This is a genomic window from Luteibacter sp. NPDC031894 (assembly GCF_050273135.1).
GTDB lineage: Bacteria > Pseudomonadota > Gammaproteobacteria > Xanthomonadales > Rhodanobacteraceae > Luteibacter.
The window spans coordinates 323,807-344,334 of sequence record NZ_JBNNMV010000002.1 but is presented as its reverse complement, the minus strand read 5'-3'; the positions used below and the strand labels follow the sequence as shown (position 1 = coordinate 344,334).

Annotated in this window: 22 protein-coding genes; 17 read left to right on the top strand and 5 right to left on the bottom strand. The window is 67.6% G+C overall.

Going from position 1 to position 20,528, the window contains the following annotated elements; translation table 11 throughout:
• The first annotated feature begins 97 nt into the window (after nucleotides 1-97).
• The 11 genes from ACQKIE_RS07525 to glmU all read left to right on the top strand — a co-directional run bounded on the left by ACQKIE_RS07525 (nucleotide 98) and on the right by glmU (nucleotide 9,896).
• On the top strand, nucleotides 98-463 hold the full coding sequence (locus ACQKIE_RS07525) for an ATP synthase subunit I (RefSeq protein ID WP_427457429.1): 366 nt from the start codon (nucleotides 98-100) through the stop codon (nucleotides 461-463).
• Nucleotides 464-465: 2 nt separating this feature from the next.
• On the top strand, nucleotides 466-1,305 hold the full coding sequence (gene atpB, locus ACQKIE_RS07520; protein WP_427457426.1) for a F0F1 ATP synthase subunit A: 840 nt from the start codon (nucleotides 466-468) through the stop codon (nucleotides 1,303-1,305).
• 82 nt (nucleotides 1,306-1,387) lie between these two features.
• A complete protein-coding gene (gene atpE, locus ACQKIE_RS07515) occupies nucleotides 1,388-1,675 on the top strand; it encodes a F0F1 ATP synthase subunit C (RefSeq protein ID WP_089975626.1) in 288 nt (95 codons plus the stop codon).
• Nucleotides 1,676-1,757: 82 nt separating this feature from the next.
• Entirely contained in the window at nucleotides 1,758-2,228 is a 471-nt protein-coding gene (locus tag ACQKIE_RS07510; protein WP_427457423.1) for a F0F1 ATP synthase subunit B, read from the top strand.
• Nucleotides 2,229-2,230: 2 nt separating this feature from the next.
• Nucleotides 2,231-2,764, top strand: a complete 534-nt coding sequence (locus ACQKIE_RS07505) for a F0F1 ATP synthase subunit delta (RefSeq protein ID WP_427457421.1) — start codon at nucleotides 2,231-2,233, stop codon at nucleotides 2,762-2,764.
• Nucleotides 2,765-2,783: 19 nt separating this feature from the next.
• Nucleotides 2,784-4,334 (top strand): F0F1 ATP synthase subunit alpha, encoded by a 1,551-nt coding sequence (atpA, locus tag ACQKIE_RS07500; RefSeq protein ID WP_427457419.1) that lies wholly within the window; start codon nucleotides 2,784-2,786, stop codon nucleotides 4,332-4,334.
• 73 nt (nucleotides 4,335-4,407) lie between these two features.
• Nucleotides 4,408-5,316, top strand: coding sequence for a F0F1 ATP synthase subunit gamma (gene atpG, locus ACQKIE_RS07495; RefSeq protein ID WP_427457417.1), 909 nt, complete (start codon nucleotides 4,408-4,410; stop codon nucleotides 5,314-5,316).
• 69 nt (nucleotides 5,317-5,385) lie between these two features.
• The gene (gene atpD, locus ACQKIE_RS07490; RefSeq protein WP_427457415.1) at nucleotides 5,386-6,798 is read left to right on the top strand and encodes a F0F1 ATP synthase subunit beta; all 1,413 of its coding nucleotides are present in this window, start codon (nucleotides 5,386-5,388) and stop codon (nucleotides 6,796-6,798) included.
• A gap of 39 nt (nucleotides 6,799-6,837) precedes the next feature.
• Nucleotides 6,838-7,263 (top strand): F0F1 ATP synthase subunit epsilon, encoded by a 426-nt coding sequence (locus ACQKIE_RS07485; RefSeq protein ID WP_427457413.1) that lies wholly within the window; start codon nucleotides 6,838-6,840, stop codon nucleotides 7,261-7,263.
• Nucleotides 7,264-7,373: 110 nt separating this feature from the next.
• Nucleotides 7,374-8,450: a DUF748 domain-containing protein gene (locus ACQKIE_RS07480; protein ID WP_427457411.1), complete on the top strand. Its 1,077-nt coding sequence runs from the start codon at nucleotides 7,374-7,376 to the stop codon at nucleotides 8,448-8,450.
• A 66-nt stretch (nucleotides 8,451-8,516) separates the two neighbouring features.
• Nucleotides 8,517-9,896: a bifunctional UDP-N-acetylglucosamine diphosphorylase/glucosamine-1-phosphate N-acetyltransferase GlmU gene (glmU, locus tag ACQKIE_RS07475; RefSeq protein ID WP_427457409.1), complete on the top strand. Its 1,380-nt coding sequence runs from the start codon at nucleotides 8,517-8,519 to the stop codon at nucleotides 9,894-9,896.
• A gap of 25 nt (nucleotides 9,897-9,921) precedes the next feature.
• Here glmU and ACQKIE_RS07470 read toward each other — a convergent pair whose 3' ends face one another.
• Entirely contained in the window at nucleotides 9,922-10,890 is a 969-nt protein-coding gene (locus ACQKIE_RS07470; RefSeq protein ID WP_427457407.1) for a pteridine-dependent deoxygenase, read from the bottom strand.
• Nucleotides 10,891-11,085: 195 nt separating this feature from the next.
• Here ACQKIE_RS07470 and ACQKIE_RS07465 point away from each other — a divergent pair, with 195 nt between their 5' ends.
• Genes ACQKIE_RS07465 through ACQKIE_RS07440 form a run of 6 tightly spaced genes read left to right on the top strand, consistent with a single transcriptional unit; the run spans nucleotide 11,086 to nucleotide 15,964 of the window.
• A complete protein-coding gene (locus tag ACQKIE_RS07465; RefSeq protein WP_427457405.1) occupies nucleotides 11,086-11,358 on the top strand; it encodes a phosphopantetheine-binding protein in 273 nt (90 codons plus the stop codon).
• Nucleotides 11,359-11,413: 55 nt separating this feature from the next.
• Nucleotides 11,414-11,722: a hydroxymyristoyl-ACP dehydratase gene (locus tag ACQKIE_RS07460; RefSeq protein WP_427457403.1), complete on the top strand. Its 309-nt coding sequence runs from the start codon at nucleotides 11,414-11,416 to the stop codon at nucleotides 11,720-11,722.
• Complete coding sequence (locus tag ACQKIE_RS07455; protein ID WP_427457401.1) at nucleotides 11,719-12,666, top strand: acyltransferase; 948 nt, start codon at nucleotides 11,719-11,721, stop codon at nucleotides 12,664-12,666. The genes ACQKIE_RS07460 and ACQKIE_RS07455 overlap by 4 nt, the downstream gene beginning before the upstream one ends.
• Nucleotides 12,590-13,234, top strand: coding sequence for a LolA-related protein (locus tag ACQKIE_RS07450; RefSeq protein ID WP_427457399.1), 645 nt, complete (start codon nucleotides 12,590-12,592; stop codon nucleotides 13,232-13,234). Before ACQKIE_RS07455 ends, ACQKIE_RS07450 begins: the two co-directional genes overlap by 77 nt.
• Nucleotides 13,216-15,555, top strand: coding sequence for an MMPL family transporter (locus ACQKIE_RS07445; protein WP_427457397.1), 2,340 nt, complete (start codon nucleotides 13,216-13,218; stop codon nucleotides 15,553-15,555). The genes ACQKIE_RS07450 and ACQKIE_RS07445 overlap by 19 nt, the downstream gene beginning before the upstream one ends.
• Nucleotides 15,530-15,964, top strand: a complete 435-nt coding sequence (locus tag ACQKIE_RS07440) for a phosphotransferase (protein WP_427457395.1) — start codon at nucleotides 15,530-15,532, stop codon at nucleotides 15,962-15,964. Before ACQKIE_RS07445 ends, ACQKIE_RS07440 begins: the two co-directional genes overlap by 26 nt.
• 126 nt (nucleotides 15,965-16,090) lie before the next feature.
• Here the strand turns inward: ACQKIE_RS07440 and ACQKIE_RS07435 are convergent, their stop codons facing one another.
• Genes ACQKIE_RS07435 through ACQKIE_RS07420 form a run of 4 tightly spaced genes read right to left on the bottom strand, consistent with a single transcriptional unit; the run spans nucleotide 16,091 to nucleotide 20,492 of the window.
• Nucleotides 16,091-17,686, bottom strand: a complete 1,596-nt coding sequence (locus ACQKIE_RS07435) for an NAD(P)/FAD-dependent oxidoreductase (protein WP_427457393.1) — start codon at nucleotides 17,684-17,686, stop codon at nucleotides 16,091-16,093.
• Between the two features lie 42 nt (nucleotides 17,687-17,728).
• Complete coding sequence (locus tag ACQKIE_RS07430) at nucleotides 17,729-18,496, bottom strand: glycosyltransferase family 2 protein (RefSeq protein WP_427457391.1); 768 nt, start codon at nucleotides 18,494-18,496, stop codon at nucleotides 17,729-17,731.
• Complete coding sequence (locus tag ACQKIE_RS07425) at nucleotides 18,493-19,293, bottom strand: beta-ketoacyl synthase chain length factor (RefSeq protein WP_427457389.1); 801 nt, start codon at nucleotides 19,291-19,293, stop codon at nucleotides 18,493-18,495. Before ACQKIE_RS07425 ends, ACQKIE_RS07430 begins: the two co-directional genes overlap by 4 nt.
• A complete protein-coding gene (locus ACQKIE_RS07420) occupies nucleotides 19,290-20,492 on the bottom strand; it encodes a beta-ketoacyl-[acyl-carrier-protein] synthase family protein (protein ID WP_427457387.1) in 1,203 nt (400 codons plus the stop codon). The genes ACQKIE_RS07425 and ACQKIE_RS07420 overlap by 4 nt, the downstream gene beginning before the upstream one ends.
• Between the last annotated feature and the right edge of the window lie 36 nt (nucleotides 20,493-20,528).

Sequence of the window (20,528 nt, the reverse complement as noted above, 5' to 3'; positions counted from 1 at the left end):
TCCCGTCGTTTACGGCGCTGGTATACTTTTCCAGATTAAACCGTGGCCCGTTGAACCATCTGGTGCCGCCTTCGAGCGAAACCACGGGAGCCTCGCGTTGCTCAACAGTCTTGCCGCCGGTCGTCACCTCGCCAAGCGCATCGTCTTCGCGCAGCTGGTGGTGGCCGTCGTCGCGGGACTCGCTTTCTCCCTGCAGGGACGTCCAGCCGCGCTGGCCGCCTTCGGGGGTGTCCTGATCGTCGCTATCGCCACCGCGCTGCTTGCCGCGCGAGCGTTCAGCGCGCTGGGCGGAGCGGGAGCAACGTTCATGCGGTTCCTCGTGGGGATGATCCTTCGCTGGATCGTCCTCATCGGTGGACTGGCTCTCATCCTGGTTCAGTGGAAGCTGCCACCCTTGCCCGCGTTGACGGGACTGGTGGCCGGCTACGCGGTCAACGTATTTGCATTCAGATTCAAGGGTTGAGCATGGCGAGCGAACCGCAGGGCGGTCTGACCGAATACATCCAGCACCATCTGAACCACCTGACGGTGAATTTCAGCGCCGACCATTTCTGGTTCTGGAACCTCCGCGCGGATTCCATCCTCGTCTCGTTCGGCCTCGGCGCCGCGTTCTGCCTGTGGTTCTGGCTGTTCGCACGCAAGGCCACGTCGGGCGTGCCGTCGAAGGGCCAGGCCCTCGTCGAGCTGGCGATCGAGTTCGTCGACACGCAGGTGAAGGACACCTTCCACGGCGACCGCCGCACGGTCACGCCGCTGGCGCTGTCCATCTTCATGTGGGTGTTCCTGATGAACGCCATGGACCTGCTGCCGGTGGACCTGGCCGGTTGGCTGGTGCAGACCTTCGCCGGTCATGAGGTCGCGCACCACACGTACTTCCGCATGGTGCCCACCGCCGACATCAACACCACCGTCGGCCTGTCGGTCGCCGTGCTGTTCATCGTCATCGGCCACGGCATCAAGGCCAAGGGCGGCTTCGGCTTCGGCAAGGAGCTGCTCACCGCGCCGTTCCACGCGAGCAACCCGATCGCCAAGCTGATCCTGGTGATCCCCAACTTCCTTCTCAACGTCGTCGAAACCCTGTCGAAGCCGGTGTCGCTTGCCATGCGACTCTTCGGCAACATGTACGGCGGAGAACTGGTGTTCATGCTGATTGCCGGTCTGATGGTGAGCTGGATCAGCTTCGTGCCTGGCGTCGTGTTCAACACGGCGTGGGCGATCTTCCACATCCTGATCATCGCCCTCCAGGCGTTCATCTTCATGATGCTGACGATCGTCTACATCGCCACTGCGCGGGAACACCACTAACTCACCGCACCGACGTTAGAACCTTCAGCTTCACCCTTTTCATTTCCACCCTTTCGCCATTCGTTTATCCCAGGAGAACACCATGGAACTCGCCTCGCTTCTCGCCCACGTCCAGGGCATGACCGCCATCGCCATCGGCGTGATCATCGGCCTCGGCGCGCTGGGCGCCTGCCTCGGTATCGCCGTCATGGGCTCGAAGTTCCTCGAGTCGGCCGCTCGCCAGCCTGAGCTGGTCCCGCTGCTGCAGGGCCGTATGTTCCTGCTCGCCGGCCTGATCGACGCGGCGTTCATCATCGGCCTCGCCGTGGCCCTGCTCTTCGCGTTCTCGAACCCGCTGGTCGGTGTCGTGCGCGCCGCCGTCGGCGGCTAAGCAGCCGTTCGTCATGTCGCCGTGACCCCGCCGGGTCACGGCGATCGTCAGTACCCAAGCGTTCGGAGTCTTCGGAGAGATCATGGAAATCAACATGACCTTCCTGGGCCAGATGATCTCTTTTGCGATCCTGGTCTGGTTCACCACCAAGTTCATCTGGCCCCAGCTCAACGGTGCCATTGAAGAGCGCCAGAAGAAGGTGGCCGAGGGTCTCGCCGCCGCGGAGCGTGCGCGCGCCGAGCTCAAGGATGCCGACGCCAAGGTCGCCACCGAGATCAAGCAGGCCCGCCTGCAGGCGACCGAGATCATCGACAAGGCCCAGCAGCAGGCCAACCAGATGCTGGACAAGGCCCGTGCCGAAGCCACTGGCGAGATCAACCGTCTGAAGGCCCAGGCCCAGGACGAGATCGCGTCGATGGCCCAGCGTGCGCGCGAGCAGTTGCGCGAGCAGGTCGGTGCACTCGCCGTCCGCGGCGCGGAGAAGATCGTGCAGCGTGAAATCGATCCGGCGGCCCACAAGGCCCTGCTCGACCAGCTCGCTGCCGAGATCTGATCATGGCCCAGGCGCTCACCCTCGCCCGTCCGTACGCGCGCGCCGCCTTCGAGGTGGCGCACGCGTCGGGTGCGCTCGCCGATTGGTCGGCGGCGCTCACTTTCGCCGCCGCGGTCGCGGTCGACCCCCAGGTCGCCGGCCTCGGCAACGATCCGCGCGTGCTGCCGGCGCAGCTCGTCGCCATCCACCTCCCGCAAGGCATGGCGGCCGACGCGCCGTTCGCCCACTTCCTCGAGGAGCTGGCCGAGAACCGCCGCATGCACCTGCTGCCGGAAATCGCCGCGCTCTACGACCAGTACAAGCTGGAGTCGGAGTCGACCCTGAAGGTCAAGGTCACGAGCGCGCTGGATCTCGACGGGGCGCAAACCGAACAGCTGCGTGCCTCGCTGAAGCGCCGCTTCAAGCGCGAGATCGAACTGGATACGCACGTCGATCCTGCATTGCTTGGCGGTGTCGTCATCGACACGGGCGAGCAGGTGATCGACGGTTCGGCGCGAGGCCGCCTGCAACGGCTGGCCAGCGCGCTGACGCACTGATTTCATATAGGAACCGACCATGTCCAGCACCACTCTGAACCCGTCCGAGATCAGCGAACTGATCAAGACCCGCATCGAGCAGTTCAAGCTCGGCGCCGAGGCACGCAACGAAGGCACGATCATCAGCGTGTCCGACGGCATCGTGCGCATCCACGGCCTGGCCGACGTGATGCAGGGCGAAATGATCGAACTGCCGAATGACACCTTCGCCCTCGCGCTGAACCTCGAGCGCGACTCTGTCGGCGCCGTGGTGCTGGGCGAGTACCAGCACCTGCGCGAAGGCGACGCCGCCAAGACCACCGGCCGCATCCTCGAAGTGCCGGTCGGTCCGGGCCTGCTCGGCCGCGTCGTCGACGCGCTGGGTAACCCGATCGACGGCAAGGGCCCGATCGACGCCGCCGGCACCAGCCCGGTCGAGAAGGTCGCCCCGGGCGTCATCTGGCGCCAGTCGGTCGACCAGCCGATGCAGACCGGCTACAAGTCCATCGATTCGATGATCCCGATCGGCCGCGGCCAGCGCGAGCTGATCATCGGCGACCGCCAGACCGGCAAGACCGCGGTGGCGATCGACGCGATCATCAACCAGAAGGACTCCGGCATCCGCTGCATCTACGTCGCCATCGGCCAGAAGCGCAGCTCGATCGCCAACGTCGTGCGCAAGCTGGAAGAAAACGGCGCGCTCGCCAACACCATCGTCGTCGTCGCCTCGGCCTCGGAAGCGGCCGCGCTGCAGTACGTCGCGCCGTACTCCGGCTGCGCCATGGGTGAGTACTTCCGCGACCGCGGCGAAGACGCGCTGATCGTCTACGACGACCTCTCCAAGCAGGCCGTGGCCTACCGCCAGATCTCGCTGCTGCTGAAGCGTCCGCCGGGCCGCGAAGCGTACCCGGGCGACGTCTTCTACCTGCACTCGCGCCTGCTCGAGCGCGCCTCGCGCGTCAGCGCCGAGTACGTCGAGAAGATGACCAACGGCGAAGTGAAGGGCAAGACCGGCTCGCTCACCGCGCTGCCGATCATCGAGACCCAGGCCGGCGACGTGTCCGCGTTCGTGCCGACCAACGTAATCTCGATCACCGACGGCCAGATCTTCCTCGAGACCGACCTCTTCAACGCCGGCATCCGCCCGCCCGTGAACGCCGGTATCTCGGTGTCGCGCGTCGGTGGCGCCGCCCAGACGAAGATCGTGAAGAAGCTCTCCGGCGGCGTGAAGCTGGCCCTTGCGCAGTACCGCGAGCTGGCGGCGTTCGCGCAGTTCGCCTCGGACCTCGATGCCGCGACCCGCGCGCAGCTGGACCGCGGCCAGCGCGTGACGGAGCTGATGAAGCAGTCGCAGTACTCGCCGCTGTCGATCGCCGAACTCGGCGTGTCGATCTACGCGGCCGAGAAGGGCTACCTCGACGACCTGCCGGTCAACAAGGTGCTGCCTTTCGAGAAGGGCCTGCACGCCTTCATGCGCCAGAACCACGCTGAGCTGATGGCGAAGATCGACCAGACGGGCGACTGGGACAAGGACATCGAGGCGACCTTCAAGGCCGCCGCCGACGAGTTCAAGAAGACCGGTAGCTGGTAAGAGCGAAACGCGCGGGGCGCTGGCGACACGCCCGCCCCGCGAGCTGGCGACACCCATTCAAGACGAGTAAGCCATGGCAAGCGGCCGCGAAATCAAAACCAAGATCAAGAGCACGCAGAACATGCGCAAGGTGACGCGCGCGCTCGAAATGGTCTCGGCGTCGAAGATCCGCAAGGCGCAGGACCTGATGAAGGCCTCGCGCCCGTATGCGCGCCTGATGCGCAAGGTCATCGCGCACGTCGCCCAGGCCAGCACCGACTTCACCCATCCGTTCCTGACCGAGCGCGGCAACGTCGCGCGCGTCGGCTTCGTCGTCGTCTCGACCGATCGCGGCCTCGCCGGTGGCCTCAACTCCAACCTGTTCCGCCGCACGCTCGCCTCCATCCGCGAGTGGCAGGGCAAGGGCGCCGAGATCGACGTCGTGGCGGTGGGCCAGAAGGCCGTGCAGTTCTTCCGCCGCATCAAGGGCGTGAACCTCATCGGCTCGGCCACCCACCTCGGCGAAAAGCCGAAGCTCGAGGACCTGATCGGCGTCATCAAGGTCGTCCTCGATGCGTACTCCGACAACCGCCTCGATCGCGTCTTCCTGGTCTACAACGACTTCGTGAACACGATCGTGCAGAAGCCGCGGATCGACGCGCTCCTGCCGTTGTCCGTGGTCGCCACGGAGCTGGAGCATGCCGAAGGTGCCGTGTCGGAAGGTGTCAAGGTCGAGCAGACGCACGACTGGGACTACATCTACGAGCCGGACGCACGCACGGTGCTCGAGCACCTGATGACGCGTTACATCGAGTCCGTGGTGTACCAGGCGGCGCTCGAGAACCTCGCCAGCGAACATGCCGCGCGCATGGTCGCGATGAAGGCCGCGTCGGACAACGCCAGCAAGGTCATCGGCGAACTGACGCTCGTCTACAACAAGGCGCGCCAGGCGGCGATCACCCAGGAAATCTCGGAAATCGTCGGCGGCGCCGCGGCGGTCTAAACGAAAAGCGATGGCGACGCGAGAGCGGCGCCGCTACAGAACCTAAAGAAGATTCATCCGGAGCATTCCATGAGCCAGGGTAAAGTTGTTCAGATCATCGGCGCGGTCGTCGACGTCGAATTCCCGCGCGACCAGGTACCGCAGGTCTACGACGCACTGAAGATCGACGGCACCGAGATCACCCTCGAAGTGCAGCAGCAGCTGGGCGACGGCATCGTGCGCGCGATCGCGCTCGGTTCCACGGACGGCCTGCGCCGCAACCTGATCGCGCGCAACACCGGCGAAGGCATCAAGGTGCCGGTCGGCAAGGCCACGCTCGGCCGCATCATGGACGTGCTCGGCAATCCGATCGACGAAGCCGGCGAGATCGGCGAACAGGAACGCTGGGTCATCCATCGCGAAGCCCCGTCGTACGACGACCAGGCGGCCGCGAGCGAGCTGCTGGAAACCGGCATCAAGGTCATCGACCTGATGTGCCCGTTCGCCAAGGGCGGCAAGGTCGGCCTGTTCGGCGGCGCCGGCGTGGGCAAGACTGTCAACATGATGGAGCTCATCAACAACATCGCGAAGGCGCACTCGGGCCTGTCCGTGTTCGCCGGCGTGGGCGAGCGTACCCGCGAGGGCAACGACTTCTACCACGAGATGAAGGACTCCAACGTCCTCGACAAGGTCGCGATGGTGTACGGCCAGATGAACGAGCCGCCGGGCAACCGCCTGCGCGTCGCGCTCACCGGCCTCACCATGGCCGAGTACTTCCGCGACGAGAAGGACGAGACCGGTCGCGGCAAGGACGTCCTGCTCTTCGTCGACAACATCTACCGCTACACGCTGGCCGGTACCGAAGTGTCGGCGCTGCTCGGCCGCATGCCGTCGGCCGTGGGTTACCAGCCGACCCTCGCCGAGGAAATGGGCGTCCTGCAGGAGCGCATCACCTCGACCAAGACCGGTTCGATCACGTCCATCCAGGCCGTGTACGTGCCCGCGGATGACCTGACCGACCCGTCGCCGGCCACCACCTTCGCGCATCTCGACGCGACCGTGACCCTGAGCCGCAGCATCGCGTCGCTGGGCATCTACCCGGCCGTGGATCCGCTGGACTCCACCAGCCGCCAGCTCGACCCGGGCGTGATCGGCCAGGAGCACTACGACGTGGCCCGCCGCGTGCAGGGCACGCTGCAGCGCTACAAGGAGCTCAAGGACATCATCGCCATCCTCGGCATGGACGAGCTGTCGCAGGACGACAAGGAAGCCGTGTCGCGCGCCCGCAAGATCGAGCGCTTCTTCTCGCAGCCGTTCCACGTGGCGGAAGTGTTCACTGGCTCGCCCGGCAAGTACGTCCCGCTGAAGGAAACCATCCGCGGCTTCAAGATGATCGTCGACGGCGACGTGGACTACCTGCCGGAGCAGGCCTTCTACATGGTCGGCGGCATCGACGAAGCCATCAAGAAGGGCGAGGAGATGGGCGCGAAGAAGGCCGCGTAAGCCTTCTTTCCCCATCCCCGACCAACGGAAGACCAGCCCATGACCCATACCATCCGCGTCGACATCGTCAGCGCCGAAGCCGAGATCTACTCCGGCGAAGCCACGCTCGTGGTCGCCACCGGTGAGCTTGGCGAGCTGGGCATCGCGCCGCGTCACGCCCCGCTGATCACCCGCCTGAAGCCCGGCCACGTCGACGTGGTCGGCGCCAACGGCGAGCGCCAGCAGTTCTTCGTCTCCGGCGGCATCCTCGAGGTGCAGCCGCAGGTGGTCACGATCCTCGCCGACACGGCCGCCCGCGCGGCCGACCTCGACGAGGCGGCCGCCCTGAAGGCGAAGGAAGAGGCGGAGGCCGCACTGTCCAACCGCGGCCCGCAGGTGGACGTGGCGGAGGCCCAGGCCAAGCTGGCCGAAGCCCTCGCCCAGCTGCAAGCCCTGGAACGCATGCGCAAGACGCTCAAGCATTGATCGACGAAGCCCCTCCCCGGAGGGGCTTTTTTTTTGGATGGGCTGTCCTGTTCATGGAATGACGACTCGCGGAGCGCCACACTGAGCGCTCGCCACCCGGTCACTCAGCCATGCGCACCCGCTACCGCCGCAGCCTCTGGATCATCGGTATCGTCGCCGTCGTGCTCATCGTCGGCCGAATCGTCCTGCCGTATGTCGTGCTCGATTATCTCAACGGCCGCCTTTCGCGCATGGGCGCGTACTCGGGCCATATCGCCGACATCGACATCCACCTCTGGCGCGGTGCGTATTCCATCGACCGGCTGACGATCCAGAAAGTGGACGGCAAGGTTCCCGTGCCCCTGTTCGATACCGACCGGGCCGACATCTCGCTGAGCTGGCGCGCCCTCTCGCGCGGGCACCTGCGCGGCAAGATCGATTTCTACCGCCCGGTGCTGAACTTCGTCGACGGCCGGGGCGAGGGCGACACGCAGACGGGTAAGGGCGTCGACTGGCGTGCCCAGCTGCGCACGCTGGTTCCGACGCGCCTGGAAGAGGTCAACGTCATGGACGGCACGATCACCTTCCGCAACTTCGTGTCCAGTCCGAAAGTCGACCTGAAGATGACCGAGGTGAACGGCACGGCCACGAACCTCACCAACGTGCAGCGCGAGGGCGGCTCGCGTGTCGCGCACATGCACGCCACGGCGAAGGTGCTTGGCGACGCGCCGCTGGAGACGCGCGCGGAGTTCGATCCGCTCGAGCGCCTCGGCGACTTCCGCTACGAACTGAGCATCCGCAACATCAAGCTGATCAAGGCGAACGATCTCGCCCGCGCGTATAGCGGACTCGATTTCGCCGGCGGGGAAGGGGAGTTCTTCATGGAGCTCCAGGCACGCGACCGGAAACTGAACGGCTACGCGAAACCGCTGTTCCACGACCTGAAGATCTTCAGCTGGAAGCAGGACGTCGAGCAGGACAAGAAGAACCCGCTCAAGCTTGCCTATGAGGTCGTGGCGGAGGGCGTCACCAAGCTGTTCAAGAACCAGGCGAAGGACCAGTTCGCGACGCGCGTGCCGATCTCGGGCAGCATCGACGACAAGAACGTTTCGGCGATGGAAGCCATCGTCGGCATCCTCCGCAACGCGTTCGTCGAGGCGTACAAGCCGAACCTCGAGCACCTGACCGGGCGGCCGAAGGACGAGTAGCCGACTTGGCATGGGGCCGCAAACGCGCGAAAGTGCGCCCCTCGTTCCGAGGCAGGCAGCCCACCCATGACCGCGACACCCCTCCACGTCCTCATCCTCGCCGCCGGCGAGGGCAAGCGCATGAAGTCCGCGTCGGCGAAGGTGCTCATGCCGCTCGCCGGTCGACCGCTGTTGGCCCATGTGATCGAGGCGGCGAGGAGCCTGGACCCCGCGGGCGTGCACGTGGTGTATGGCCATAACGGCACGCAGGTGCGCGATGCGTTCGCCGCCGATGGCGCCCTTGGCTGGATCGAGCAAGCCGAGCGTCTGGGTACCGGCCATGCCGTTCGCACCGCCCTCGAGGTGTTGCAGGCGAAGGGACAGCTCGAAGGGCGCGTGCTGGTGCTGTACGGCGACGTGCCGCTCATTCGCGCCGAAACGCTCGCGACCCTCGTCTCCACCGGCGACGGCCTGTCGATGCTGGCGACCCGCCTTGCGGATCCCAGGGGCTACGGCCGCGTCGTGCTCGACGCCGCCGGTCACGTGCGCCATATCGTCGAAGAAAAGGACGCGAGCGCGGCGCAGCGCGCCATCGACCTGGTGAACACCGGCATCGTCGCCGCCGATGCGGCGCGTCTGCTTGCCTGGACGCAGCGCCTCGGCAACGCCAACGCGCAGGGCGAGTATTACCTCACCGACGTGTTCGAGATGGCGGCCGCCGAAGGCTCGCCGGCTGCCTGTGTCGATTGCGAGGCCACCGAGGCGTCGGGCGCGAACGATCCCTGGCAACTCGCCGACCTCGAAGCGCTGTATCGCGAACGCAGCGCACGTGCACTGGCGCTCGCGGGTGTGCGGCTGGCCGATCCGCGGCGCCTCGACGTGCGCGGCAAGGTCACCGCGGGTCGCGACGTTGAGGTGGACGTCAACGTCATCTTCGAGGGAGAGGTTGTGCTGGGCGACGACGTGCGCATCGGGCCGTTCACCCGCGTGCGCAACGCGCGGCTTGCCTCGGGTACCGTCGTGCTCGCGCATTGCGACCTGGATGGCGTGGTGACGCATGGGCCATGCACCATCGGCCCCTTCGCGCGGTTACGCCCCGGCACCGACCTGGCGTCGGGCGTGCACATCGGCAATTTCGTCGAGACCAAGAACGCGGTCATCGCGGAGGGCTCGAAAGCGAACCACCTCACCTATCTCGGCGATACGGTCATCGGCAGCAAGGTGAACATCGGTGCGGGCACCATCACCTGCAACTACGACGGCGTGAACAAGAGCCGCACGACGATCGAGGACGGCGTCTTCGTGGGTTCCAACAGCTCGCTGGTGGCTCCCGTGACGCTGCACACCGGTGCGACGATCGGCGCCGGGTCGGTCATCACCAAGGACGCGCCGGCGAATGCGCTGACCATCGCGCGCGGTCGCCAGACGACCGTCGAAGGCTGGCACCGCCCGACGAAGAAGAGCTGAAGAGCATCGCCGACCCTGTCGGCGATCAGGCGCGATAGCGCCAGCCGTCGATTTCTATCAGCAGCTCTTCGCGGCAGATGTCGCCGTGCAGCAGCACCAGCGGCGCCTCGGGAAAATGTTTCGCGGCGAACGCCTGCACGGCGGGCGCGTGCTCGGGATGGCGGACATACGCCTTCAGGGGCGCCGTGCGCCCGAAGCCGGCCGGTAGGCCGCCCGCGGCGAGCAGCGCGTCGAGGTTGCGCAGGGTTTCCGCCAGTTGCGCCTCGATATCGCCCGCGTGGGCCGACGCATGCCCGACCACCGCGGCCGTGCCCGAGATGGCGAGCACGTCGCCTGCGGGAAGCAGCGTGGCGCGCGCGAAGCTCGGCGGCGTGCGCCCGTACTGGCGCGGGTAGCGCCACGCGCTCACCTGGCGCGGGTTCTCCACCCGCGTGCCTGGCCGGTCCGTCGCGAGCAGGTACACCTGCAGCCGTTCCGGATCCGCGTGGTGACCGATGGCCGTCGCCGCGGGGAAGCCGTGGGCGAACACATCGCCCATGCCGCCGATGCGGCCCGTACAGAAGTGCTTGTAGCGCTCGTCGTCGGCCTCGCCGGCGTTGATCGCGCCGAGGTAATTCCAGATTCGCTGCACGTGCTGCTCCGGCGCGCCCGCGACGAAGCGCGACAGGAGTCCGTACGCGTACCGCGCGGCGGCTTCCGTGCCGCCGTGCTCGTCTTCGCGGCACTCGACGGCGGCGTACAACCAGCCGCCGCCACGGGACCAGCGCAGCTCGCCCTCGCGGCCGCTTTGGACCTCGCCGTCCACTTCCCAGACCTCGCTCGCCGAGCGGCCGATTGGCGCCAGGGCCACGCTGAGCCACCGGGGATCGTCGACGGCAGGCGCGGCGGTTCCGAAACCGAAGGCGGCGAGCGTGGAAGGGGTGAGGGCGACCGGTCCGTGGACGTATCCCACGCGGGGTGCGGCATGGGTGGCCTGATGCGCGGGCTCGCGCATTTCACTTCCTGGGAGCATCGAGTCTTCCATCCAACGCAGTCGCGCCATCATATCGTCCCGCTCCCGGGCCGGCGCGTGAACGTGTGGGAATTCACCTGCCTGAACAGTCGAAGCTTGGCCTAAGACCCCTGTGGTAAACTCCGCGGCCGCTGCCATCCGGGGGGAGGCAGGAACATCCAGGACCTGGAAAGACCAATGGCAACGCAGACCGCAGCACAGCAAGAACTCGCCGAACTCATCGTCACCAGCCTCAACCTCGAATCGGTCAAGCCGGCCGAGATCGACCCGGAAGCCCCGCTGTTCGGCGGCGACCTGGGCCTCGATTCCATCGACGCGCTGGAAATCGCCCTTGCCGTGTCCAAGCGCTATGGCTTCCAGCTGAAGTCCGACAACCCCGACAATCGCACCATCTTCACGAACCTGCGCACGCTGTCCGACCATATCGAACAGCACCGCGCCGCCGCCTGAGCGCCATTCAGGCCGCACTGGCCCGGGGCGTGGTTTGCTTCGTCCGGAGATGTCGATGAACGATTCCGACCCCGTGCCGTTCGTGTGCCCGCTGCGTTTCGACGCGGCGCACCCGAGTTTCGCTGGCCATTTCCCGAGCCGCCCCATCGTCGCGGGCGTGCTCTTGCTGGAGGCGGCCGCGCTCGCGCTGCGCCGCTGGCGCGGAGTCACCGTGCGCCAGGTCGTCGATGCGAAGTTCCTGGCGCCGCTCCTGCCCGACGAAGTCGCGGAACTCGAACTCGTCGCCATGGGTGAAGCGCGCTTTCGCTTCACGGTGCGTCGCGGCACGGATACGCTGCTCCGCGGCACGATGGAGGGCGCATGAGCCACTGGAAGCAACAGGAAGGCGGCGGCTGGTTCGCGATCTGGCTGATCCGCACGATCGCGCTGAGGCTGGGTCGCGGCGTGGCGCGGGTGCTGCTCTATCCGATCGCCCTGTACTTTTTCCTCCGCCGCGCCGATGAACGGGCCGCCTCGCGGATCTACCTCTCCCGCGTGCTGGACCGTCCGGTCACCGCGTACGACGTCTTCCGGCATATCCACATGTTCGCGGCGACGCTGCTCGACCGCCTGTTCTTCCTGGCCCACGGCGAACGCGACTTCGCCGTCGAGGTCGAGGGCCTGCAGGCCCTGGATCAGTGCATCGATGCAGGCCGCGGCGTGCTGCTGATCGGTTCGCACCAGGGCAGCTTCGAAGCGCTTCGGGCGGTGGGAGCGCGCCGTCCGGAAATACCCCTGCGCGTGGTGCTCGATAAACAGAAGACCCCGGCACTGACCGCCGTGCTCGAAGCGCTGGCGCCGGACGTGGGCGCGGCGGTCATCGACGCCTCGCGGGGCGGTGCCTCGGTCGCGCTGGCGATGGCCGAGGGCGCCGCGCAGGGCGGTATGGTGGCCCTGCTCGCGGATCGCGGTCATCGCAACGAGGCGATGCGCCGGGTGCCTTTCCTCGGCAGGCCCGCGCCGTTCCCGGTCGGCCCCTGGCTGCTCGCCGCGGCGCTGAAGGTTCCGGTCGTGTTGTGCATGGGCATTTACCTCGGCGGCAATCGCTACCGGTTGATCTTCGAGGCGTTTTCCGATGGCATCGATGTCCCGCGTGCGCAGCGCGCCGCCGCGCTGGACGACCTCGTCGTCCGTTACGCCGGGCGCGTGGAGCACTATGCCCGTCTCTATCCCTTCAATTGGTTCAATTTCTATGACTTCTGGCAAGAAACTGGCCCTGCTGACGAGCCTGCTGCTGCCGCTCACGTGCCTCGCCACTCCGACGCCTGACGCGGACGACGCCAACGCGCTGATCGCCAGCCTGCATCGGCCGGCGCCTGCCCGCACGTCCTTCGCCGAAGCGCGCTTCATGCGGGTGCTGGACAAGCCGCTGGTGGTGTCCGGGGAACTGGCCTGGTTGGGAGGCGACCGCCTGGAGCGCCGCGTCGACAAGCCCACCCGCGAGGTGTCGACCATCGCCGATGGCGAGGTGACGCAGGAGCGCGAGGGCAAGAAGCCGCGCAGCTTCTCGCTGAAGCGTGCGCCGCAGTTGCAGGTGCTGCTCGATAGTTTCGTCGCCCTGCTCGCCGGTGATCCGTCGCGGCTCGGGCAATCCTTCGATGTCGCGCTTGGTCGCGATGCCGATCGCTGGCAGCTCACCTTGACGCCGCGCGACGCGCGCGTCGCGAAGCAGATCGCGGGCATCCACGTGTACGGCAGCGGGCAGGTCGCCCGCTGCATGCGCATGGACGAAAGCGACGGCGACACCTCGATCGACCTCCTCGGCGACCTCGCGGCCGCGATGCCGGCCGAGCCGACCCGCGAAGGCCTGATCGCGCAGTGCGGCGGCGCGATGTGAGGGGCCGGCGCCTTGGCCTGCTGATCGCCTGGATCGCCGTCCTCGCCCTTCTCGGCGCGGTGGTCGCCACGCAACTGAAAGTCGGCACCGACCTGCGCAGCTTCATGCCCGCGCCGACCACGCCGGACCAGAAGCTCCTGATGGAGCAGGTCGGCGAAGGTCCCGGTTCGCGACTGCTCCTCGTCGCGATCGACGGCGGCGACGACGCGGCGAAGGCGGCACTCAGCCGCGGGCTCGCGGGCGCGCTGCGCAAGGACCCCGCGTTCACCCAGGTCGTGAACGGCGACTTCGACCTCGGCATGCTCGACAGCACGCTGCTGCCGTATCGCTACCTGCTCTCGCCGACGCTGGACACCCAGGCGCTGGACGAGACGTACCTCGCCGATCAGTTGCAGCAGCGACTGGACGATCTCGGCTCGCCGGCGGCGACGCTGTTGAAGGGGCTCTTGCCCCGCGACCCCACGCTCGAGACCTTGAAGCTCGCGGAGCGCTGGACACCGGTCCGTTCGCCCGAGGTGCGCGACGGCGTGTGGTTTTCGTCGCGCGGGGAAGCGCTCCTGCTGGCGCAGACGCGCGGGGCTGGCTTCGATCCTGGCGCACAAGACGAAGCGATCGGCCGGTTGCGTGCGGCCTTCGCGGCCCTGCCCGCCAATAGCGGCTCGCATCTGACGATCAGCGGGCCGGGCTACTTCACGGTGGTGGTCAACGCGCAGACGCGCGACGAGGCCGACTGGATCGGCCGCATCTCCACCATCGGCTTCATCGTGCTGATGCTGGCCGCCTATCGCAGCTTGAGCAGCCTCCTGCTTGGCGCGCTGCCGGTTGCGACCGGCGCGCTCGCGGGCATCGCGATGCTGACGTTGTGTTTCGCGGAGGTGCACGGGATCACGCTGGCGTTCGGCTTCACGCTTCTCGGCGTGGCCCAGGAATACCCGATCCGCCTGCTGAGCCATCGGCGCGAAGGCGAATCCGCCGTCGCGAGCGTGCGCGGCTTGTGGCCGCTGCTGCTCACGGCGATCGCCTCGGCCTGCATCGCCTACCTCGCCTTCTACGCATCGGGCGTGGGCGGGCTCAAGCAGCTGGCGGTATTCACCATCACCGGCCTCCTCGCCGCGGGCTTCAGCACACGCTACGCCTTGCCCTACCTGCTGCCGGACCATGCGCGCGACGTCGCCGGCATGCGTGGGCTCGCCGCCTTCCGGGGCTGGCTCGACGCCTTGCCGCGTCCGCGTTGGCTGCCGATACCCATCGTGGCCGCCGTGGTGGCGATGATCGCGTTCGCGCCCGGCCCGTTCTGGCAGAACGACCTTTCCGCGTTGACCCCGTTGCCGCGCGACTTGTTGATGACCGACGCCCGCCTGCGCGGGGAGCTCGGTGCGCCGGACGTTCGCTATCTGCTGATCGTGCAGGCGAAGACGGCGGACGATGTCCTCGCCGCCTCGGCGAAGCTGGAACCGCGCCTGCGCGCACAGGTCGCGGCAAAGGCGCTCGACGGCTTCGAGCTGCCGTCCATCTACCTTCCCGACATCGCGACGCAGCGTGCGCGCCAGGCGAAGCTGCCGGATCGCCCGACCCTGGACAAGGCGCTGGACGCGGCGCTCGATGGCATGCCGTTCCGCAAGGACCTTTTCGCGCCCTTCGTCGACGACGTGGAGACCGCGCGGACTGCGCCCTTGCTTACCCCGGAAGTATTCGCGCGCTCGCCGCTCGGGCAGCGCCTTGCCGCCATGTTGCTGCAGCGGGGGGACCATTGGGTCGGACTGTCGACGTTGAGCGGCGTGCACGACGCCGCGGCGGTCGCGGCGGCGGTATCCGCCGCCGATCCGGGCGCGCGCCTGCTCGACCTGAAGGAGGCCTCCGAGTCGCTCGTCGCGGCGTACCGGACGCGCATCCTGCACGCGGTGCTGGCCGCCGCCGCCCTGTTGTTCGTGACGATCACGCTGGCACTGCGCAGCATCCGTCGCGCCTGGCACGTGCTGGCGCCGATGACCCTCGCGACCTTCCTCGTGCTCGCCGTGGAACGCATGGCCGGCATCCCCGTCTCGCTGTTCCACCTCGTGGCGTTGATCCTCGCCGCGGGTCTGGGACTGCATTACGCGTTGTTCTTCGAGCGCGATACTGGCGATCCGGCCGAACAGCGGCGCACGCTGCACGCGACGGTGGTGTGCGTCATCGCGGCCCTCCTCGTGTTCGGCATGCTGGCGTGGTCGTCGATCCCGGTGCTGCGCGCGATCGGCCTCACGGTCGCGCTGGGTGTCGGCTTCCACTTCTGCCTTTCGATCCTGATGGCTCCGCATGCTCGCCAAGACCGACTTCGTTGACCTGATCCCGCATGCGGGCGACATGTGCCTCCTCGACGGTGTCGTGGCGTGGGATGCGTCGTCGATCCATGCCGTCAGTACGAGCCACGTACTGGTTTCTCACCCGCTGCGCGGCACCGAGGGGCTGCACGCGATGCACCTCGCCGAATACGGTGCGCAGGCGATGGCCGTGCACGGCGCGCTGCGCGCACGGAATGAAGGCAGGACGGAGCCGCGGCCCGGCATGCTCGTGAGCCTGCGCGGCGTGAAGCTGGGCGTGGAGCGCATCGACACGCTGCAAGGCGCGCTGGACGTGCACGCTGAATGCCTGCTTGCGGACGATGCGGGAGCGCAGTACGCCTTCCGCATCCTGCACCAGGGCAGCGAGATCGCTTCGGGTCGGGCGGCCGTGATCCATCCGCAACGGTGATCGACGGCCCGGAGGGGTAGCGTGAAAGGGTGACTGATGAGGAGCCTGACCGGCCCCTCCGGACCGACGAAGAACAGTCTGCTACGCCGCCGTCTCACGGATCGCGACGGCAGTACGTCTATCTGATCAAGCCACCCGCGCGAACAACGCCATCCGTCGCCCTTCGACATCGATGAGGTGCTCGTAGCCCGCGACCACCGACGGATGGTCCGCCGCAGCGTGCTCGACGATGCTCGCGGCCAGTGCGCGCATCATGTGCACGTTGTCGCGCAGGCGCCGGGCGAGGGTGTCGTCGTTGAGGCTGTCGTGCAGCGTGGCATTCATCTCGGCGAACCAGGTCAGGTCGCGCTGGTCCATCATCGCCTTCCCGTTGCGCCGTTCCGACACCGCGTGCCAGCGCTGGAAGAACGTCTGCATGACGGTATTGAGCTGGGCGGACTCCATGAGTTCCGGGCCCATGCGGGTGATGAAGTCGGCGTCCCCGAGGCGGTCCTGGAAGACGATCTGGCAGAGCACGCCCCAGTAGTACGCGTAATCCCAGATCACCTTGACCGGCAGTACTTCCGGATCGCCGAAGAGGTTGTACTGGCCGCGGTACATCCGCAGCGTGCCGTCGTAGAACGAGAAGAACATCCGCTCGTAATGGCGGGCATGGGAGGAAAGTCGCTCGCCCCGGCGGTCGATGCCGACCAGCAGCGTGATGTACGTATTGGCAATGGCGATGAAGTCGCTGCCGGGCGAATAGAACGGATCGAGGAAGGCACCGGCTTCTCCCGTGAGTGCCCAGCGATCGGACGAGAACATCCGCGAGCAGCCATACGAGAAATTCCGGAAGAACGCGAAGTCCAGGAGTTTCTCGCGGTGCGATGCCACGTGCCGCGCCACGACGGGCTGGTGCTCTTCCAGCCAGGCCAGCGCGAGGTCGAAGGTCTTCATGCCTTCCAGCGGGTGCATCGCCGCATCGGCGACGATGCCGACGGAATGCGCACCGGACGACAGCGGAATCAACCACACCCAATAACCGGGGCCGACGAGGTGGTTCGTCGACCGCCAACGCTCCGGCGGATGGCAGCGGTCCTTCCACACCGGATCGTCGCACCAGTCGTCGATGGCCAGGCGTTCGCCGATGCGGAACCACACCGCGTTGGCGTGGTGGCCGTTGTCGCGCGTCAGGTCCAGCTTGCGGCGCATGAGTCCCGCGCGACCGGATGCATCGAGCAGCCATCGGGCCTGCAGGCTCTCCTCGACGCCGTCGCGCACGAAGCGCACGGTGTGGTCGTCGTCGCCGGCACCGACATCGAAGCCGCGGACGGTGACGCCTTCGCGGAAATCGATGCCGCGCCGCCGGGCCTCGTCGCCCAGGAAGTTTTCGAGGATGCCGCGGTCGATCTGGTAGCTCGGTGTCGGCAGCACGGCACTGACACCCAGCTCGGTGACGTCCTCGAGGTTGTCGCTGCCTTCGGAGAAGAAGAAGCGGAAGCCGAACTTGCGGATATGCGCTTCCTCGAGGTGCGGGAGCAACCCGAGGGTGTCGCCGAAGTAGTGCGCGGCGATCTCGACCGTCGACTCGCCCACCTTGAATGCCGCTTCGGGGAAGGGACGGACATGTCGTTCGAGCACGGCGATGTCCATGTCGGGATAGGCGCCCTTCAGTTGCATGGCGAGCGTCAGTCCGGCCAGGCCCCCGCCCAGGATGACGGCGTCGTGCGGCTTGCGATCCATCGATTCGACCCCTTCGTTCGCGATGTCAGTGTGTTGTCGAGCTTACCGCCCCTGGAGCGTTCCCTGGTCGTCCACGATGGTGGGACGGGCCCGCGACCGGCGGTAGCTGGCGAGGACGCTGCCGTAATGGACCAGCCGGCCGATCGTGTAGAAGGTGATCCGCGATACGTCGCGCACCGGACTGAAGTGGCTGAGGCGGAATTCGCCCTGGTAGCGCGACGCGATGGGGACGGAGACCACGCCGATCCCGCGCTCGCGGCAGGCCGTGATGAGCACGGCGGCCTCGAAGACGAAATGCTCGGCGGGGAGGTCGACCAGGTCGAGCGTCGCCCGCGGGTAGAGCCGCTGACCGCTTTGCGTGTCGGCGATCGGGTGCCCGCATGCCCAGGAGATACCCCAGTCGGCCACGGCGTTGGCGCGCCGCCGGCCCGGTGGCTGCTGCTCGCGCTCGAGCAGGCGCGCACCGATCACGATGTGGCCGGGAAAGCGTTCGGCCGCGGCCAGGATGGCCGGGATGTCGGAAGCCAGGTGCTGGCCGTCGCCGTCCATCGTCACCACCGCGTCATAGCCCATGCGGCGGACTTCGCGGAAGCCGGTGCGCAAGGCTTCACCCTTGCCGCGGCGGGTCTCGTGGCGGAGGAGGGTGACTGGCATGGCGCCCACGATTTCCGGGGTGCGATCGTCCGAGCCGTCGTCGACGACGATGACCGGCAGCCCGAGCGCCAGCGCCTCGCCGACGACGCGCCCGATCGCGCGTTCCTCGTTGAGGCACGGAATGAGGATGCAGTAACGCGGCGTGGCGGCGTTCATGCGGCCACGCCGACGTCGATGTGCAGGTCGAGGCCGCGCGCGGCCGGCAGGCGTAGCGCCGATGGACGCGTCAGCGCTAGCGCGAGCATCAGCGGCACGGCGCGGGCGGAGGGATTGCTCGCCGCCAGTCCGTCGAGCCACGCGTCGCCGAGGGCATCGCTGCCGCTGTTGCCGCGTTCCGGAGTGATGTCCAGCCGCACCGCCGCACCGTCCGCGCGTGGCGACAGCACCAGCGCCGCGGCGAAGGGGCCGGTGGTGCTGGTCATGCCGCCGAGCGGACCGGTGCCGGCGATGTCGTAGCTGGCCAGGAGGACGTCCCGGTCGTCCGCCACCGCGAGCGCGGCGGCTTCCAGCAGCCCGGCGCCAAAGGCTTCCTCGCCGCCGGAAACGGCGCTCGAGGCAGCGTGGCAACCGGTAGCGATGGTCCAGTAACCCGCGGGCGCGTTGTGCACGGAGTTGTGGAATTTCGTCGGCGACAGATCGCGTGGCGCGCTGGCCAGCGTCTCGCACATGTAATCGGTGATGACCTGGTCGCCGTGCGCGGAAGCGAAGACGCAGGGCAGGGCGGCGGCGTCGCGGCCGCTCATGCGCACGGCCTGACCCGCGGCGGCCACGGCGAGCAATACGCTTTCAGGGGCGCGGCGGCGTTCGTTCGGCGGCAGGGTGTCGGCGAGCGGACGCTCGTTCTCCCCGGGTGCGGCGGCACCCGCGGCGATCTCGCGGAACGCGTGCCAGTTCGGAGCGCCGGGCGCCCAGAGGCCGATGCCACTGACCCAGACGGACAACGCGGCGCTCATGCGCGTTCCTCCGCACGGGCGAAGGCCAGGCAGGCATTGTTGCCGCCGAAGCCGAAGGAGTTGCTCAGGGCGATGCGAATGTCCGCCTGCTCCGGGCGCCATGCCATCTGCGGGCCGCACAACGGATCGGGCGTGTCGGCGCCGAGGTTGCCGGGGATGCGACCGTCGCGCATCGCGAGCAGCGTGATCGCCGCTTCGAGCACGCCCGCCGCTCCCAGCGTATGGCCGGTGAAGCCCTTGGTCGAACTCGCCCGGGTGGAGGCGGGGAAGGTGCGCGCGACAAGCGCGGCTTCCACCTCGTCGTTCTTCTGGCTCGCGGTGCCGTGCAGGTTGATGTAATCGACATCGGACGGCTCGATGCCCGCGCGGGCCAGCGCATCGCGCAGCGCCAGTTCCGCGCCGAGGCCTTCCGGATGCGGCGTGGACATGTGGTGTGCGTCGCTGGCCTCGCCATACCCGATCAGAAGGGCGGCGTCCTTGGCTGCTTCCACGCGCTCGAGGATGGCGAAACCCGCGGCTTCGCCAATGGAGATGCCGCTGCGCCCGGCGTCGAATGGCCGACACGGTTCCGGCGAGACGAGCTCGAGCGAATTGAATCCGAACAGCACGCTGTCGCACAGCGTGTCCGTTCCGCCGACGACGGCCGCGTCGATCAGTCCGAGGCGGATCATGCGCTCGGCGTTGGCGAACACCTTGGCGCTGGACGAGCACGCGGTCGCCACGGTGAGGCACGGGCCCTCGAGTTCGAACGCCGCGGCGACGAAGCTCGCCAGCGAGTGGGGCGTATGCAAGACCGGACGATGCAGGTCCGCCGGCATGCGGCCATGGTCGAGGCGCCGGTAGCCTTCTTCCGTCGCGCCGATGCTCGCCGTGGACGTGCCGAGGAGCACGGCGACCCTGTTTGCGCCGTACCGTTCGCGCGTCGCACGCACGGCGTCCGCGAAGCCGTCCTGCTGCAGGGCGATCCATGCGAGGCGGTTGTTGCGGCAGTCCCACTCGGCGAGTTCCGGGGGAAGCGCTTCGTCTTCGACGCCGGCCACGCGGCCGATCCAGCAGTCGAGGGGCGCCACGCTGAAATCGTTCCGGGTCAGTCCGCCGCGCGAGTCGGCGAGGGCGTCGGCGTGGGCTTGCAGCCCGCGGCCGAGGGCGGAGGTAGCGGTGTAGGCGCGAATGGCTAACGGTGTCATGGGATGGGGCATGCGGCGAGCCTATCCTTTTTGATCGACAGCGTCGCG

Coding starts and splice junctions, on each gene's coding strand:
- atpB (WP_427457426.1), top strand. CDS start 466: ATGGCGAGCGAACCGCAGGGCGGTCTGACCGAATACATCCAGCACCAT.
- atpE (WP_089975626.1), top strand. CDS start 1,388: ATGGAACTCGCCTCGCTTCTCGCCCACGTCCAGGGCATGACCGCCATC.
- ACQKIE_RS07510 (WP_427457423.1), top strand. CDS start 1,758: ATGGAAATCAACATGACCTTCCTGGGCCAGATGATCTCTTTTGCGATC.
- ACQKIE_RS07505 (WP_427457421.1), top strand. CDS start 2,231: ATGGCCCAGGCGCTCACCCTCGCCCGTCCGTACGCGCGCGCCGCCTTC.
- atpA (WP_427457419.1), top strand. CDS start 2,784: ATGTCCAGCACCACTCTGAACCCGTCCGAGATCAGCGAACTGATCAAG.
- atpG (WP_427457417.1), top strand. CDS start 4,408: ATGGCAAGCGGCCGCGAAATCAAAACCAAGATCAAGAGCACGCAGAAC.
- atpD (WP_427457415.1), top strand. CDS start 5,386: ATGAGCCAGGGTAAAGTTGTTCAGATCATCGGCGCGGTCGTCGACGTC.
- ACQKIE_RS07485 (WP_427457413.1), top strand. CDS start 6,838: ATGACCCATACCATCCGCGTCGACATCGTCAGCGCCGAAGCCGAGATC.
- ACQKIE_RS07480 (WP_427457411.1), top strand. CDS start 7,374: ATGCGCACCCGCTACCGCCGCAGCCTCTGGATCATCGGTATCGTCGCC.
- glmU (WP_427457409.1), top strand. CDS start 8,517: ATGACCGCGACACCCCTCCACGTCCTCATCCTCGCCGCCGGCGAGGGC.
- ACQKIE_RS07470 (WP_427457407.1), bottom strand. CDS start 10,890: ATGCGCGAGCCCGCGCATCAGGCCACCCATGCCGCACCCCGCGTGGGA.
- ACQKIE_RS07465 (WP_427457405.1), top strand. CDS start 11,086: ATGGCAACGCAGACCGCAGCACAGCAAGAACTCGCCGAACTCATCGTC.
- ACQKIE_RS07460 (WP_427457403.1), top strand. CDS start 11,414: ATGAACGATTCCGACCCCGTGCCGTTCGTGTGCCCGCTGCGTTTCGAC.
- ACQKIE_RS07455 (WP_427457401.1), top strand. CDS start 11,719: ATGAGCCACTGGAAGCAACAGGAAGGCGGCGGCTGGTTCGCGATCTGG.
- ACQKIE_RS07450 (WP_427457399.1), top strand. CDS start 12,590: ATGACTTCTGGCAAGAAACTGGCCCTGCTGACGAGCCTGCTGCTGCCG.
- ACQKIE_RS07440 (WP_427457395.1), top strand. CDS start 15,530: ATGCTCGCCAAGACCGACTTCGTTGACCTGATCCCGCATGCGGGCGAC.
- ACQKIE_RS07435 (WP_427457393.1), bottom strand. CDS start 17,686: ATGGATCGCAAGCCGCACGACGCCGTCATCCTGGGCGGGGGCCTGGCC.
- ACQKIE_RS07430 (WP_427457391.1), bottom strand. CDS start 18,496: ATGAACGCCGCCACGCCGCGTTACTGCATCCTCATTCCGTGCCTCAAC.
- ACQKIE_RS07425 (WP_427457389.1), bottom strand. CDS start 19,293: ATGAGCGCCGCGTTGTCCGTCTGGGTCAGTGGCATCGGCCTCTGGGCG.
- ACQKIE_RS07420 (WP_427457387.1), bottom strand. CDS start 20,492: ATGCCCCATCCCATGACACCGTTAGCCATTCGCGCCTACACCGCTACC.